Here is a 15,092-nt window from a genome sequence, read left to right as displayed (position 1 = left end):
TTGCAGCTATGTGACAAGGCTGTCATATCTCTTATAAATCCCACAATATGGGATTGTGTTTCACATATTGAGATTTCTCTACCAGGCTTCTAGAGTGAAGGCACCATGAACGACAACAATTCCAATAAGGGCGAAGCGCCCAGCGGAGCCCAGGCGCTGTTTCGCGGCCTGGCGGTACTCGAAGCCGTGGCCGCCGGCGCCGACAGCCTGGCCCAGGTTGGCGCCGCCATCGGCTGCACCCGCAGCACCACCCATCGCCTGGTCGCCGCCCTGACCCAGGCCGGCTACCTGCGCAGCGATGGCGGGCGACTGATCCTCGGCAGCCACCTCATCGCCCTCGGCTACCAGGCTCGCGAGCAACTGCCGCTGACCGGTGTGGCCCGTCCCCATCTGCAACGCCTGGCCCAGCGCTGCGGCGATACCGTGCACCTCGGGGTGCGCGAGGGTGGCGACGTGCTCTATCTGGACAAGCTGCCGGGCAGTCGCGGCCTGGAGATGAGATCCCGGGTCGGCCTGCGCATGCCGCTGGCGCTGACCGGAGTCGGCAAGGCGCTGATGCTTGATCTCGGGGAAGACGAGTGGGAAGCCCTCTATGGCGAAGGCGTGGCGCAGCGTGCCGGGCAGCCCGGCCTGCGCGAGGACTTCCTGCCCTGGGCGGACTACCGGGCGCGGCTGCGCCGCTATGCCACCGACGGCTACGCCCTGGACCTGGAAGAGAACGAACTGGGCATCCGCTGCGTGGCCGCGCCCATCCGCGGCGCCGACGGCGCCATCGTCGCCGCCCTTAGCGTGGCCAGTGCCATCCCCTACATGCCCGAGGCGCGGCTGCATGACTTACAGCCCGAGGTCAGCGCCTGCGCCCGGGCCATTTCCCGCGAACTCGGCTGGAGCCCTGCATGACCGCCACCCCGCACCTCATCGGCCTCGACTGGGGCACCTCGTCCCTGCGGGCCCAGTTGCTCGACGCCCAGGGCGCCGTGCTGGACACCCGCAGCCGGCCCTGGGGCATCATGCACGTGCCCGATGGCGACTTCGCCGCGGCCTATCGCACCCTGGTAGGCGACTGGCGCGAGGCCCATCCGCAATTGCCGGCCATCGCCTGCGGTATGGTCGGCAGCCGGGGTGGCTGGCGCGAGGTGCCCTATGCCGACTGCCCGGCGGATGTGCACAGCCTGGCCGCCGGCCTCTTGCGCCTGGACAGCGGTTGCGGCGATCTCCATCTGGTCCCCGGGGTGATGCAGCGCGGCGCCTTGCCCAACGTCCTGCGTGGCGAGGAAACCCAGGTGTTCGGCGCCCTCGAACTGGAGCCGGACCTGGCCGCCGAGGCCCTGCTGGTGCTGCCCGGCACCCACAGCAAATGGGTGCGGGTGCGCGACGGGCGCCTGACCGACTTCGCCACCTATATGACCGGCGAGTTGTTCGCCGTCCTGCGTGAACATTCCATCCTCGGGCGCCCGGCCGCCGAGGCCGGTCCTGAAGCCGGTGCCGAAGCCTTCCGCCTGGGCCTCACCACGGCGCGGGACGCCGGCGCCGAGGGCCTGTTCGGCCGCCTCTTCACCGCCCGCAGCCGGGTGCTCGCCGGCGAGCTGAGCGCCGCCCACAGCCTCGATTATCTGTCCGGCCTGCTGATCGGCGAAGAGCTGCGCAGCCAGGTCGCCGCCCTCGCGGGCGCTCCCTGTCCACCCCTGGTGCTGATCGGCGACGCGGCGCTCTGCCAGCGTTACCGCGATGCCCTGGCGCTGTTCGATATCCACCAGGTTCGCCTGCTGGAGCAGGCCACCCGCGCCGGGCTCTGGCGCCTGGCCCAGGCCGCCGGCCTGCTGCCCACCTCTGGAGGCTCCCATGCTTGATACCTACCTCAAGGACCTGCCGCTGATCGCCATCCTGCGCGGCGTCACCCCCGACGAGATCGTCCCGGTCGGGCGCGCCCTCTACGACGCCGGCTTTCGCGTCATTGAGATCCCGCTCAATTCACCGCAGCCCTTCGACAGCATCCGTCGGCTCACCGCCGAGCTGGGCGAAGATTGCCTGATCGGTGCCGGCACCGTGCTCACCGAGGCCCAGGTGGCCGAGGTGGATGCCGCGGGTGGCCGGCTGATCGTCTCGCCCAATGCCAACCTGGTGGTGATCCGCGCCAGCAAGGCCGCCGGCCTGGTCAGCGCGCCGGGCGTCGCCACCCCCTCGGAAGGCTTCGCCGCCCTCGACGCCGGTGCCGACAGCCTCAAGCTGTTCCCCGCCGAGCAACTCGGGCCGGCGGTGGTCAAGGCCTGGCGGGCGGTCTTTCCCAAGGAACTGGCGCTGCTACCGGTGGGCGGCATCACCCCGGACAACATGGGCCCCTACGTGGCGGCCGGCGCCAACGGCTTCGGCCTCGGCTCGGCGCTGTACAAGCCAGGCCTGACCGCGGCCCAGGTGAGCGCCAATGCTCAGGCCTTCGCGGCCGGATGGGCGGCGGTAAAGAACGCTTAAAGCTCGCGGTCATGGACCGCTCCTACAGATACCCGGTGCCTCCGTAGGAGCGGTCCATGACCGCGATTTGCCCAATCCCCTCGATTCCAATAATTACCGTCGAGACTCCACACCATGAAGATCACCAAACTCACCACCTACGTCGTCCCGCCGCGCTGGTGCTTCCTCAAGATCGAGACCGATGAGGGCATCCACGGCTGGGGCGAACCCGTGCTGGAGGGCCGTGCCCACAGCGTGGCCGCGGCGGTCGACGAACTGGCCGACTACCTGATCGGCAAGGACCCGCGCAACATTGAAGACCACTGGACGGTGCTCTACCGCGGCGGCTTCTATCGTGGCGGCGGCATCCACATGAGTGCCCTGGCCGGCATCGACCAGGCGCTGTGGGACATCAAGGGCAAGGCCCTGGGCGTGCCAGTGCACGAACTGCTCGGCGGCCAGGTGCGCGAGAGCATCCGCGTCTATTCCTGGATCGGCGGCGATCGCCCGGCGGAGACCGCGGCCCAGGCGCTGGAGCGCCAGGCCAAGGGCTTCACCGCGATCAAGATGAACGCCAGCGAAGAGATGCAGTTCGTCGATACCTACGACAAGGTCGACCAGGTGATCGCCAACGTCGCCGCCATCCGTGAAGCCTGCGGGCCGCACTTCGGCATCGGCGTGGACTTCCATGGCCGAGTGCACAAGCCCATGGCCAAGGTGCTGGTCAAGGAGCTGGAGCAATTCCGCCTGATGTTCATCGAGGAGCCGGTGCTCAGCGAGCACCACGAGGCGCTCAAGGAAATCGCCCTGATGAGCAACACGCCCATCGCCCTGGGCGAGCGGCTGTATTCGCGCTGGGACTTCAAGCGCATCCTCCAGGAAGGCTACGTCGACATCCTGCAACCCGATCCCTCCCACGCCGGCGGCATCACCGAGACGCGCAAGATCGCCAACATGGCCGAGGCCTACGACGTCGCCATCGCCCTGCATTGCCCGCTCGGCCCCATCGCCCTGGCGGTCAACCTGCAGCTGGACGCCAACTGCTACAACGCCTTCATCCAGGAGCAGAGCCTGGGCATCCACTACAACCAGGGCAACGACCTGCTGGACTACATCAAGAATCCCGAGGTGTTCGACTACGGCGACGGCCACGTGAAGATTCCCCAGGGGCCGGGGCTCGGCGTCGAGGTCAACGAGGAATTCGTCAAGGAACGCGCGGCCATCGGCCATCGCTGGCGCAACCCGGTGTGGCGGCACAAGGACGGCAGTTTCGCCGAGTGGTAAGGAGCGCCCTCACCCCAACCCTCTCCCAGAGGGAGAGGGGGCAAGAGCAGGAGCACGGACTCGGCTACCGCACCGACCATCCCCTCTCCCTTTGGGAGAGGGCTAGGGAGAGGGAAAGCAGCGCCATCGATAACTGTCATGCACCGCTGGCCCCTCACCCCAACCCTCTCCCAGGGGGAGAGGAGGCAAGAGCAGGAGTACGGACTCGACTACTGCACCGACCATCCCCTCTCCCTCTGGGAGAGGGCTAGGGAGAGGGCCGCCGCCACACCCTGACCCTCAGATACCCACAACGCTCGCCACAACGCCAACTACAGGACCCGAGCCATGCCTATCCCCACCCAGGCCGCCGCCGCAGCGGCCACGGCCGCGCCGACCCTGGCCAAGCCCAGCCGGGCGCGCTTCTTCATCATGGTGCTGCTGTTCGTCACCGTGGTGATCAACTATCTCGACCGCAGCAACCTCTCCATCGCCGCTCCGCACCTGGCCCAGGACCTGGGCATCGAGCCGGTGCACATGGGCCTGATCCTCTCGGCCTTCGGCTGGACCTACGCCGCCATGCAGATTCCCGGCGGCTGGCTGGTGGACAAGGTCGCCCCGCGCATCCTCTATCCCGTGGCCATCGCCCTCTGGTCGCTGGCCACCATCGGCCTCGGCTTCGTCGGCAGCTTCATCGGCCTGATCGTCCTGCGTCTCGCCGTGGGCGCCCTGGAAGCCCCGGCCTATCCGATCAACAACCGGGTGGTCACCACTTGGTTCCCCGAGCGCGAGCGGGCCACCGCCATTGGCTTCTACACCTCCGGCCAGTTCGTCGGCCTGGCCTTTCTCACCCCGGTGCTGATCTATCTGCAGCAGGCCTTCGGCTGGCACATGGTCTTCGTCGTCACCGGCGGTGTCGGCATCCTCTGGGCGGCCATCTGGTTCCTCGTCTATCGCGAGCCCAAGGACTTTCGCGGCGCCAATGCCGCCGAGGTCGAGCTGATCCAGCAGGGCGGCGGTCTGGTCGACCTGGAGCAGAAGAATCGCCGCCGCGCCGCCTTCCAGTGGCGTGACCTCTGGAGCGTGCTCAACAAGCGCAAGCTGTGGGGCATCTACCTCGGCCAGTTCTGCCTCAACTCCACCCTCTGGTTCTTCCTCACCTGGTTCCCCACCTACCTGGTGAAGTATCGCGGCATGGATTTCATCAAGGCCGGCTTCCTCGCCTCGCTGCCGTTCCTCGCCGCCTTCCTCGGGGTGATCTTCTCGGGCCTGCTGTCGGACTGGCTGATCCGCCGCGGCGCCTCCGTGGGCCTGGCGCGCAAGCTGCCGATCATCGGTGGCCTCTTGATCTCCACCAGCATCGTCGGCGCCAACTTCGTCGACTCCCCGGCGCTGATCATCGCCTGCCTGGCCTTGGCCTTCTTCGGCAACGGCCTGGCGTCCATCACCTGGTCGCTGGTCTCGGCCATGGCCCCGGAGCGGCTGATCGGTCTTACCGGCGGGATGTTCAACTTCATCGGCAACCTGTCGGCCATCTGCGTGCCCATCGTCATCGGCTTCCTGGTCAAGGACGGCAGCTTCGCCCCGGCCATCGCCTTCATCGGCGTGACCGCCCTGGTCGGTGCCCTTTGCTACGGCCTGGTAGTGGGCAAGGTGGAACGTCTGCCCGAATAAGGGCGACTAAAAGGAGCGCCTGTCTGCGGCGCTCTGCCACCGGCCTTGCCGTGCTCATAACGACAACAAAGGAGTCTCTCCATGCCTCTCGCCCGTCGCACCTTCCTCGGTGTTTCCCTGGCCGCCTCGGCCGGCCTGGTCGCCAGCCGCGCCCTGGCCGAAGACAAGTTCGGTCTCACCCGTAACTGGGAGGGCAAGCCGCCCATCGTCATGCCCGATCCCGCCTGGGAGATCCACGATGCGGCCTTCAAGGGGCGCCTGGGCAATGCCTTCGTCGAACGACTCTGGTCGGGCGGTCTGTGGACCGAAGGCCCGGTGTGGATGGCCGACTGGCGCTGCCTGCTGTTCAGCGACATCCCCAATGCCCGGGTGATGCGCTGGAGCGCCGACGATGGCCACGTCAGCGTCTACGACGACCAGTCGCACAACGCCAACGGCCATACCCGCGACCGCGAGGGCCGGCTGCTCAGTTGCGAGCATGACACCCGCCGCGTCACCCGCCGCGAGCACGACGGCAGTGTCACCGTGCTGCTCGACCGCTTCGATGGCAAGCCGCTGAACGCGCCCAACGACGTGGTGGTCTCCGCCGATGGCGCCATCTGGTTCACCGATCCGGGCTACGGCATCCTCGGTGCCTACGAAGGCCACCAGGCCGAGTTCGAGCTGCCCACCAACGTCTATCGCATCGATCCCCAGGGCAGTGCCACGGTGGCGGTGGGCGACTTCGGCCGTCCCAATGGCCTGGCCTTCGCCCCCGACGGCAAGCGCCTCTACATCAGCGACACCGCCGGTGGCGGCAATCCCGGCAAGCCCAATCACGTCCGGGCGTTCAGCGTGAAGGACGACGGCACCCTGGGCGGCGGCGAGGTGCTGATCGACGCCAAGGACCAGGGCGTGATCGATGGTTTTCGCGTCGACAGCGACGGCAATCTCTGGTGCAGCTGGGCCGGTAATGCCGAGCAGAACAGCGTGCGGGTATTCAATCCGAACGGCCAGCCGCTGGCCACTCTGCACCTCCCGGAAACCGTCTCCAACGTCGAATTCGGCGGGCTCAAGCGCAACCGCCTGTTCATCACCGGCGGAGGCTCGCTCTATGCCACCTATGTGAATGCCCAGCCGGCACGGCTCTGGTAAGCGGCCTGCCGCGAACCAAGAATCGTTAGCTAGGTCTGTAACAAACGGAAACGGAACCACCGCGACAACAAGATCGCCCACGAGGCGAGAGAGGAGTGCCCCATGAGCAGTACCACTACGACGGCCGATGGCCATGTCACCGAGAAGGCTCAACCCAAGGCCATCTTCGCCTGCCTGATGGCCGCCCTGGCCGGTCTGATGTTCGGTCTCGACATCGGTGTGATCTCCGGCGCCACCCAGTTCATCCAGAAGGAATTCCAGATCTCCGACCAGGTGATCGAATGGATCGTCTCCAGCATGATGGCGGGTGCCGCCCTGGGTGCCCTGGGCGCGGGTTCGCTGTCGGCCAAGCTGGGCCGCAAGAAATCCCTGATGCTGGGTGCCGTGCTGTTCGTGGTCGGTTCGGTGCTGTGTGGCCTGGCGACTTCGCCGACCATGCTGATCTTCGCCCGCTTCCTGCTGGGCCTGGCCATCGGCATCGCCTCCTTCACCGCGCCGCTGTACCTGGCCGAGGTCGCGCCGGAAAACATCCGCGGTTCGATGATCTCGCTGTACCAACTGATGATCACCGCCGGCATCCTGCTCGCCTTCCTGTCCAATACCGCCTTCAGCTATTACGAAGCCTGGCGTTGGATGCTCGGCATCATCGCCATCCCCGGGGTGCTGTTCCTGCTCGGCGTCTTCGCCCTGCCGGACAGTCCGCGCTGGCTGATCATGGCCGGCCGCAAGGAGGAGGCCATCAAGGTCCTGCACCGGCTGCGCGGTGACGAAAAGGTCATCCAGCAGGAAGTCGCGGAAATCGAAGAGCAGCTCAAGGTGCCGCAGAAGGGCTGGTCGCTGTTCAAGGAAAACCCCAATTTCCGCCGCTCGGTGGGCCTGGGCGTGCTCTTGCAGGTGGTGCAGCAATTCACCGGCATGAACGTGGTGATGTACTACGCGCCGCGCATCTTCGAAGGCATGGGCTACGATACCGCCGCCCAGATGTGGTTCACCGCCGCGGTCGGCCTGACCAACGTGCTGGCCACCTTCATCGCCATCTTCCTGGTCGACAAGTGGGGCCGCAAACCCATCCTCTACACCGGCTTCGTGGTCATGGCCGTGGGCCTGGGCGTGGTTGGCACCATGCTCGGCATGGGCAACCTGAGCCATGGCCAGCAGACCTTCACCGTGGTCATGCTGCTGATCTTCATCGTCGGCTTCGCCATGTCGGCCGGTCCGCTGATCTGGACCCTGTGCTCGGAAGTCCAGCCACTCAAGGGCCGCGACTTCGGCATCGGCTGCTCCACCTTCACCAACTGGATCGCCAACATGATCGTCGGCGCCACCTTCCTGACCATGCTGGGCACCCTGGGCCAGGGCACCACCTTCTGGATCTATGCCGGATTGAACGTGGTGTTCATCTTCCTGGTGTTCTGGCTGGTGCCGGAAACCAAGGGCGTCACCCTGGAACGCATCGAGCGCAACCTGATGCAGGGCAAGCGCCTGCGCGACCTGGGCCAGTAAGGCTCAAGTGAAAGGCAAACGCCCGGCACTGCCGGGCGTTTTCATGTGCGGTGGCGATGCGTCCGCTGCGCTGCCCGCGTTTTGTGATGACAGGCGCAAACCCAGCTGAAAGCCTTGTCCCAGAGCCTTTCCTGCGGCATTTTCCCAGACCTGTAGTTGCCGATAGGGAGATCGGTCATGTCTGGAAAACCCGCTGCACGCCTGGGCGACCCCGTCGCCTGCCCCAAATGCGGTACCACCGCCCTGGTCCAGGGCTCGTCCAACGTCTTCTTCGACGGCCTGCCGGCTGCGACCCTGGGCCACGCCTGTGCCTGTGGCGCGGCATTGAGTGCGGCCGTCATCCCCAACGTCCTCATCAACGGCAAGCCGGCGGCAGTGCTCGGTAGCGTCACCAGCCATGGCGGAGTGGTGATCGGCGGCACGGGGACCGTCATCATCGGCATGAATGGCGGAGGGGCGAGCACTGCTGGCGCGGCAAACGGCGCCTGCGCTTCCCAGGGAGACGTCACCCAGCCAACACCCGGACGGGGCGCGCCCCTCGGCCTGCGCAGTCGGGAGCGACCGGTGCCGGGCCATTCTTCCAGTCAACCGGTCGGTGCTGCGTCGAGTCAAGAGCAGCCGACTCACGAGTCCGAGCGCTCTGTGCAGCAGCGCATCACCCTGCGTATCGGCGTCTTCTTCGATGGCACCGGCAACAACCTCTTCAACGCCGCCACTGGCGCCGCCTGCCGGGCGGAGGAGCAGGGCTTCCGTGAAGACCAGGCCAGGAGCATCGCCCGGCACTGCGATAAGTTCATGCTGAACACCGACAGCAGCTATGCCAATGCGGAGACGAATATCGCGCGGTTGTATCGGCTGTACGACAGCGACGTGGACCGAAAGCTTGATAGAAGTGAAGTCAGATCCAGTATTTCGGTCTATATAGAAGGCATCGGTACACGTGCCGGCCAGCCGGATAGCCTCCTGTCCATGGGAACCGGTTTAGGCTCCAGTGGCGTTCTAGCGTGCGTTCAGACGTTCCCAGCAGAGTTCTCAAAACGCTACGACGAATTTCGTTTAAGCAACCCGGAGCTTATCGTCGAAGCGGTCGAGTTCGATCTCTTCGGCTTCAGCCGAGGCGCGGCTGCGGCACGCCATTTCGCCAACGAGGTATTGAAGGCAGATGGTGGCGTCGCGGCTACAGGGCTAGCACCTTGCTTTGCCTGGCGGCGCGCCAAGGTGACGCTCAATTTCATCGGCCTATTCGATACCGTGGCGGCAGTGGCCGATCCGTTGCGAGGCGATTTCAGCCCAGCTAATGCCTCCAATCCCGGACTCAACCTCTATCTACCAGTCGGGTGCGCGCGCAAGGTGGTGCAATTGGCCGCCGGCTACGAATACCGCCGAAACTTCGCCCTGACCAGCGTGGCACCCGAGCATGAGGAAATCACCCTGCCAGGCGTCCATGCCGACCTGGGCGGCGGCTATCCACCTGAAATGCAGGAGCGCTTGCTGCTGACCCGGCCGCTCGCCTCGCGCGAGCGCTACGGCACCGATAGCCACGCGGCTTGGAGCTATCGCCAGGCCGAGCTGGATCTGGCTCAGCTACAGCAGGAGCCCTGGTTCGATCCTGCCACTACTAAACTGAGCATCGACACTTGGCGCATCGAAATTCCACGCACCCGTGGCGACCTTCCGGAATCCGAGGTCTTCGCCGCGATACGCTTGGATCGGAAGGTGCGTGGGGAATTATCCCTAGTGTACCTGCGCGTGATGCATCGTCTGGCCAGTACCCAGGATGTTCCTTTAACAGCCATTGATGACGAGGACCCGGGATTGCGCCTGCCTGAGGAGCTACGACCGATAGCCACCAAGCTAGAAGCCCGTGCCCTGGGTGGGCCACTAACGGTCGACCAAGCCGAAGCCCGCCTGCTGCTGAGCCGCTACGTGCATCGTTCGGCGCACTGGAATGCGCGGATTGGCAGCGGTCTGGGTAATGTGGCGGCCGTCTTCGTCGATGGCCCTACGCTCGATGGTCGTCGCAACGTCTATCCCAATCGCCTGCAAGCGGGGTATTCCCGATGAGCCGCTGGCTGCTGTTGCTCGCCCTGACTGTTGGCCTGGCGGCTTGCCAATCCAGCGCTACGACCAAGCCTAAGTTGCCCTATGACGCCTGGTACCTTGGCTTTCTGGCGCCCAATTACATGGAGGTTTGGCTGGAGCAGGTCAATATAGGCGACAACAGCGGACGTATATTTCCCAATGCCATGGGTGGGGTTGTGTCCTATGGCAAGCCTGAAAACCTGGCGATACGTGCGAATGGGTGGCCAGAAAGAATCGGGTCGGGCAAGGGACGCTACTTGACCGGCCTGGACCTGCCTTATGTCGTCTCGCTACGTTGGCAATCAATGGTCGAACCGCAGACCTATCATGCGCTCTTTACCATTCCTGACTGGGCGCGAAAGAAGATGGTCGAACGCCTTCCCGCCAAGTGCCCGAGCGGTCGCACGTTCGATTACCGCGAGTCTCTCACCGTCGGCTTAGCGCCAGGCGGAGTCGTCAAGGTATGGATAAAAGGCCCCTGCCTGGACCCCATCGAAGTCCTGACCCTCCAGGCCGAGATCGAACCCAAGGGGCCCTATGGAGGGCAGTCCGGCGGCAAGTACCGCCCGCTGTCGCCGGTGGTGAAGGCCTATGTCGACAAGTACGGCGTGCCCTACGGCAGTTGGTGGGCGCCTATCCCCTATGCCACCGTGGGGCCTTGAGGGATTGGCGCCTGCTGGCTCCTGATCTCCTCCAAGGTCGCCGCCGTAGGCGGCCCGGCTCCGGAAACGAAAACGCCCGGCAGTGCCGGGCGTTTTCCTTAGCGGTGCCAGTGCTTGTGTCTGTGCTTGGCGTGCTTCCAACCCTTGCCGGGATGGTCGCCCCGATAGCGGCGATCGTCGCGACCGTCATCGCCCAGGCTGTTACCCAGGGCACCACCGGCGCCACCGCCCAGGGCCGCGCCAACCAGGCCGCCGGTGCTGCCGCCCACGCGGTTACCGATCACGTTGCCACCCGCCGCGCCCAGGCCGCCGCCAATGGCCGCCTCGGTACGATTGCGCCGATCCGCGCCCAGTACACCACCTGCTGCACCACCCACGCCGGCACCGATGGCCGCGCCGGTGCTGCCGCCGACCTGTTGGCCGACCAGCGTACCGAGCACGCCGCCCACGGCGCCACCGAGTCCGGCTTCGGTATTGCCCGCATAAGCCGGGGCAACGCCCGCCAGGGCTAGCAACAAGAACAGGGCTGAAGGTTTCATGGAGTCCACTCCGTGGTAGAGACGAGCCGATCCTCGGCAAAAACGTCTGCCCTGGCAAGCACCAAACGGTCGTTTGAATGGTAAAGGTTGCCTTTACTCATTCCTTTGATTTCGCTGAAGAAACCTATACGCGAAAGACGTGTCATCCGGAGTTCATGGCACCTGGGCAAAGGGCTGCAACCCCGGTTGCAGTGGTCTAGACTCAAGGTGACCGATGCGCCAAGGGGACTCCATGATCCGCCATGCCCGTCTGCTGTCTGGCTGTCTCCTGCTCCTCGTCAGCGCCACGGCTTCGGCCTGGGAATACACCCTCATCGCCCCGGACAAGCCGGTACAGAACTGGAGCATCAGCAGTGATCGGCTGGGTATTCGCGACGGCCTGGCCTTCACCGTCGGGATGCACCGCCTGAGCGGCGGACGCCAGGAGGGCTCGGTGCTGATCGAGATCGACACCGGGGCCTTGCAGATCACCGTGGTCGCCACCCGTGGCATGAATGTCCTGCGCGCCCAGGCCGGGACCCTGCGGCTGGGCTGGGACTCGCCCGTGCGCGAGGTGGTCAACCCGACCTTCGTCAATCTGGAGAGCCGTGGCGGTCGGGGCTGGCTGGAAGGCTTCAACGAATGGGTGGCCCGCGCCGGCTTCGAGTGGGTCGGCCAGCCGGGCATGGACCGCGGCCAACCGCTCACCCTGCAGGGTCGTGCCAGCTACCTGCCGGCGAGCCAGGTGGTGCTCACCATCGATGAGCAGCCGCCCCATCGCATCGGCCTCAAGGGCGTCTTGTACGAGGAGGCCTTCAAGCAGGCCGACTTCCGCATCGACACCGAACTGGTCACCCATGCCGGGGCCACGAGCTTCACCCTGCACGACCGCCTGACCAACCAGAGCGACCATGCCGCCGAGTATCAGGTGCTCTATCTCAGCAACTTCGGGCCGCCACTGCTCGGCGAGGGCGCACGCTTCGCCGCCCCGGTGCGCGAGGTGTCGCCCTTCGACGCGCGGGCGCGTAGCGAACTGGCGGAATGGCAGGGCTATCGCGCACCGACGCCAGGCTATGGCGAGACACTCTACAACCTCTATCCCTGGAGCGACGATCAAGGACACAGCCTGGCGGTGCTGCACGACCGCAGTGCCCACCAGGGCGTGGCCCTGGCGTTCAATGTGCACGAATTGCCAGTCTTCACCCTGTGGAAGAATACCGATGGCAAGGCACAGGGCTACGTCACCGGCCTGGCGCCGGGCACCAGCTTTTCCTACAACCGCAGCCAGCAGCGCGCCCTGGGCCTGGTACCCCGTATCGAGGCCGGTGGCAGCCGCGACTTCACCCTCGAATACCGCCTGTTGCCCACCGCGGCGGCCGTCCAGCAGGCGCTACGCCAGGTCGACGCCATCCAGCACGGACGGCCGACGAAGGTCAGGGAAACGCCGCTGGTGTCCGGCCCCTAGGTCCTTTGCGTGCGCCTAGCGCCGCGCCGGTACCGGACGGGTGCGCCCGCTACCGTCGATGGCGACGAAGACGAACACCGCTTCGGTCACCTTGCGCCACTCGCTGGACAACGGGTCGTCGCTCCAGACCTCGATGAGGATCTGGATGGAGCTGCGGCCGATCTCCAGGGTGTTGGTGTAGAAGGAGAGCTGTGCGCCCACGGGCACCGGGGTCATGAAGGTCATGCGGTCGATGGCCACGGTGGCGACGCGTCCGGCGGCCAGGCGACTGGCCATGGCGCTGCCGGCGAGGTCCATCTGGGCCACCAGCCAGCCACCGTAGATGTCGCCGAAACCATTGGTTTCCCGGGGCAGGGCGGTGATCTGCATGGCCAGGTCGCCCTGGGGGATGGGATCTTCTTGTTCGAGCTCTTCGATCATGACAGGGCCCTCGGGAGCCCGGATAGGTAGGTAACGTTCAGCATTAAGACGCAAGAATGCTGCCAATCCCTGGGGCGGGATCGTTAGGGAGCTACAGTATAACGCCTGGCTCAGAGCCGCTCGACCGCTTTCGCACCCAGAAAAATAGGGAAAGTGGTCGATAACAGCTGAATGTGCACTGAATGAATAGCGGAAATTCCTTGCAGATTTGCTATCGTGAGGTCCGTGACCGGCCAGGCAATCCAGAGGGCCGCGTACGTCCGGTGATCCAGTAATGATCGGTCGACCTGCTGTCGCAGAGCTCCACAAGAGTGCGTGCGGCGCCGCGCAGGTCCGGCGCCTACCCAGCGACCCGCCCGATCCTCACCTTTCCGTCCCAAGCGGAAGGTCACTCGGGGCCGCGTCTTGTCCGCTACACCCGGAGGGATGCCAGAGGCCGAATTCCTTTTGCGCTCCTCTTTTTATCCGGGATCTCCGATGAAACTGCAATCCGCCTCCGCGCCCCTCACGTCGCGCCCCCTGGGCCGTAGCGACTACAAGACCTTGTCGTTGTCCGCCCTGGGCGGTGCGCTGGAATTCTACGACTTCGTCATCTTCGTCTTCTTCGCCGCGGTGGTGGGAAAACTGTTCTTTCCCACCGACATGCCCGAGTGGCTGCGGCAGATGCAGACCTTCGGCATCTTCGCCGCCGGCTACCTGGCGCGGCCCCTGGGCGGCATCGTCATGGCGCACTTCGGCGACCTGCTCGGCCGCAAGAAGATGTTCACCCTGAGCATCTTCATGATGGCGCTGCCGACCCTGGGCATGGGCCTGATGCCCACCTACGCCCAGATCGGCGTGGCCGCCCCCATCCTGCTGCTGGTGCTGCGCATCATCCAGGGCGCGGCCATCGGCGGCGAGGTACCCGGTGCCTGGGTGTTCGTCTCCGAGCACGTCCCCGGCAAGCACGTCGGCTATGCCTGCGGCACCCTCACCGCGGGTCTGACCTTCGGCATCCTGCTCGGCTCGCTGATGGCGACCCTGATCAACACCCTCTTCACCCCGCTGGAAGTGGCCGACTACGCCTGGCGCTTCCCCTTCCTGATCGGCGGCGTCTTCGGGCTGTTCTCGGTCTACCTGCGGCGCTGGCTGCACGAGACGCCGGTGTTCGCCGAACTGGCGATCCACAAGTCGCTGGCCGAAGAGGTGCCGCTCAAGGCCGTGCTGCGCGACCATCCCGGCAGCGTGGTGCTGTCCATGCTGCTGACCTGGATGCTCACCGCCGGCATCGTCGTGGTCATCCTCATGACCCCGACCCTGCTGCAGACCCAGTACGGCTTCTCCGCGGCCTTGGCGCTCAAGGCCAACAGCCTGGCCATCGTCTTCCTGACCCTCGGCTGCATCCTCTCCGGTGCGCTGTCCGACCGTTTCGGCAGCGGTCCGGTGTTCATCGTCGGTGGCCTGATCCTGGCGGTGGCCAGTTGGGCCCTGTACGCGGGCCTCAAGACCCATCCGGAGTGGCTGTTCCCGCTCTATGCCCTGGCGGGCGGGGCGGTCGGTGTCATCGGCGGCGTGCCGCGGGTGATGGTGCTGGCCTTTCCGCCCAAGGTGCGCTTCTCGGGCCTGTCGTTCTCCTACAACGTCGCCTACGCCATCTTCGGCGGCCTGACGCCCATGGTCGTCACCCTGATGCTCAAGCAGCATCCGCTGGGTCCGGCCTGGTACGTCACGGGGCTGGCCCTGCTGGGCGTGGGTGTCGGCTTCTACCTGCTCGGCCGCGAACGCCGCGCCGCCGCCCTGGCGACTGCCTGATCGCCGTTGCCACGTCGCCGATACCGGCGGCGTGGCGGGTTCTGCCAAGACGATCTGTCAGGACGGCCTGTGAGGACGGCCTGTCAGGACGACCTCGACATCGCCAAAAACGCCATCCCCACAGACGTCTCG

The 15,092-nt window shown here is 65.7% G+C and carries 13 protein-coding genes; 11 read left to right on the top strand and 2 right to left on the bottom strand.

From position 1 onward, the window contains the following. The first annotated feature begins 105 nt into the window (after positions 1 to 105). From CCZ28_RS15430 to CCZ28_RS15390, 9 genes are all read left to right on the top strand, one after another. Positions 106 to 900, top strand: coding sequence for an IclR family transcriptional regulator (locus CCZ28_RS15430; protein ID WP_140219345.1), 795 nt, complete (start codon positions 106 to 108; stop codon positions 898 to 900). Further along, entirely contained in the window at positions 897 to 1,850 is a 954-nt protein-coding gene (locus CCZ28_RS15425) for a 2-dehydro-3-deoxygalactonokinase (RefSeq protein WP_140219343.1), read from the top strand. Before CCZ28_RS15430 ends, CCZ28_RS15425 begins: the two co-directional genes overlap by 4 nt. Beyond that, positions 1,843 to 2,469 carry a 2-dehydro-3-deoxy-6-phosphogalactonate aldolase gene (locus CCZ28_RS15420; protein WP_140219341.1) on the top strand — a complete coding sequence of 209 codons (627 nt, stop codon included), beginning with the start codon at positions 1,843 to 1,845 and terminating at the stop codon, positions 2,467 to 2,469. The genes CCZ28_RS15425 and CCZ28_RS15420 overlap by 8 nt, the downstream gene beginning before the upstream one ends. Before the next feature lie 114 nt (positions 2,470 to 2,583). Then, a complete protein-coding gene (gene dgoD, locus CCZ28_RS15415; protein ID WP_058761681.1) occupies positions 2,584 to 3,732 on the top strand; it encodes a galactonate dehydratase in 1,149 nt (382 codons plus the stop codon). Between the two features lie 327 nt (positions 3,733 to 4,059). Further along, entirely contained in the window at positions 4,060 to 5,385 is a 1,326-nt protein-coding gene (locus CCZ28_RS15410) for an MFS transporter (protein ID WP_140219339.1), read from the top strand. Between the two features lie 81 nt (positions 5,386 to 5,466). Beyond that, positions 5,467 to 6,519 carry an SMP-30/gluconolactonase/LRE family protein gene (locus tag CCZ28_RS15405; RefSeq protein WP_140219337.1) on the top strand — a complete coding sequence of 351 codons (1,053 nt, stop codon included), beginning with the start codon at positions 5,467 to 5,469 and terminating at the stop codon, positions 6,517 to 6,519. Between the two features lie 102 nt (positions 6,520 to 6,621). After that, positions 6,622 to 8,022 carry a sugar porter family MFS transporter gene (locus tag CCZ28_RS15400; RefSeq protein WP_140219335.1) on the top strand — a complete coding sequence of 467 codons (1,401 nt, stop codon included), beginning with the start codon at positions 6,622 to 6,624 and terminating at the stop codon, positions 8,020 to 8,022. Positions 8,023 to 8,199: 177 nt separating this feature from the next. Further along, positions 8,200 to 10,086: a PAAR domain-containing protein gene (locus CCZ28_RS15395; RefSeq protein ID WP_140219333.1), complete on the top strand. Its 1,887-nt coding sequence runs from the start codon at positions 8,200 to 8,202 to the stop codon at positions 10,084 to 10,086. Continuing rightward, positions 10,083 to 10,766, top strand: coding sequence for a DUF2931 family protein (locus CCZ28_RS15390; protein ID WP_140219331.1), 684 nt, complete (start codon positions 10,083 to 10,085; stop codon positions 10,764 to 10,766). Before CCZ28_RS15395 ends, CCZ28_RS15390 begins: the two co-directional genes overlap by 4 nt. A 98-nt stretch (positions 10,767 to 10,864) precedes the next feature. On the opposite strand, the gene CCZ28_RS15385 is transcribed toward CCZ28_RS15390, so the two are convergent. Beyond that, the gene (locus CCZ28_RS15385) at positions 10,865 to 11,305 is read right to left on the bottom strand and encodes a hypothetical protein (RefSeq protein WP_140219329.1); all 441 of its coding nucleotides are present in this window, start codon (positions 11,303 to 11,305) and stop codon (positions 10,865 to 10,867) included. 235 nt (positions 11,306 to 11,540) lie between these two features. Between CCZ28_RS15385 and CCZ28_RS15380 the strand changes: the two genes are divergently transcribed. Then, positions 11,541 to 12,749, top strand: a complete 1,209-nt coding sequence (locus CCZ28_RS15380; protein ID WP_437179227.1) for an aldose 1-epimerase family protein — start codon at positions 11,541 to 11,543, stop codon at positions 12,747 to 12,749. Between the two features lie 15 nt (positions 12,750 to 12,764). Here CCZ28_RS15380 and CCZ28_RS15375 read toward each other — a convergent pair whose 3' ends face one another. After that, complete coding sequence (locus CCZ28_RS15375; RefSeq protein WP_140221365.1) at positions 12,765 to 13,166, bottom strand: acyl-CoA thioesterase; 402 nt, start codon at positions 13,164 to 13,166, stop codon at positions 12,765 to 12,767. A 486-nt stretch (positions 13,167 to 13,652) separates the two neighbouring features. On the opposite strand from CCZ28_RS15375, the gene CCZ28_RS15370 reads away from it, so the two are divergent. Next, positions 13,653 to 14,960 (top strand): MFS transporter, encoded by a 1,308-nt coding sequence (locus CCZ28_RS15370; RefSeq protein WP_167509301.1) that lies wholly within the window; start codon positions 13,653 to 13,655, stop codon positions 14,958 to 14,960. The last annotated feature ends 132 nt before the right edge of the window (positions 14,961 to 15,092 follow it).

This window comes from Pseudomonas oryzihabitans, assembly GCF_006384975.1.
Taxonomy (GTDB): domain Bacteria; phylum Pseudomonadota; class Gammaproteobacteria; order Pseudomonadales; family Pseudomonadaceae; genus Chryseomonas; species Chryseomonas psychrotolerans_B.
The sequence above is the reverse complement of the archived record's forward strand: the minus strand, read 5'-3'. Positions and strand labels throughout refer to the sequence as shown.

Bases quoted from the DNA above. Each gene is read 5' to 3' on its own strand.
- CCZ28_RS15430 (WP_140219345.1), top strand. From the start codon at position 106: ATGAACGACAACAATTCCAATAAGGGCGAAGCGCCCAGCGGAGCCCAG.
- CCZ28_RS15425 (WP_140219343.1), top strand. From the start codon at position 897: ATGACCGCCACCCCGCACCTCATCGGCCTCGACTGGGGCACCTCGTCC.
- CCZ28_RS15420 (WP_140219341.1), top strand. From the start codon at position 1,843: ATGCTTGATACCTACCTCAAGGACCTGCCGCTGATCGCCATCCTGCGC.
- dgoD (WP_058761681.1), top strand. From the start codon at position 2,584: ATGAAGATCACCAAACTCACCACCTACGTCGTCCCGCCGCGCTGGTGC.
- CCZ28_RS15410 (WP_140219339.1), top strand. From the start codon at position 4,060: ATGCCTATCCCCACCCAGGCCGCCGCCGCAGCGGCCACGGCCGCGCCG.
- CCZ28_RS15405 (WP_140219337.1), top strand. From the start codon at position 5,467: ATGCCTCTCGCCCGTCGCACCTTCCTCGGTGTTTCCCTGGCCGCCTCG.
- CCZ28_RS15400 (WP_140219335.1), top strand. From the start codon at position 6,622: ATGAGCAGTACCACTACGACGGCCGATGGCCATGTCACCGAGAAGGCT.
- CCZ28_RS15395 (WP_140219333.1), top strand. From the start codon at position 8,200: ATGTCTGGAAAACCCGCTGCACGCCTGGGCGACCCCGTCGCCTGCCCC.
- CCZ28_RS15390 (WP_140219331.1), top strand. From the start codon at position 10,083: ATGAGCCGCTGGCTGCTGTTGCTCGCCCTGACTGTTGGCCTGGCGGCT.
- CCZ28_RS15385 (WP_140219329.1), bottom strand. From the start codon at position 11,305: ATGAAACCTTCAGCCCTGTTCTTGTTGCTAGCCCTGGCGGGCGTTGCC.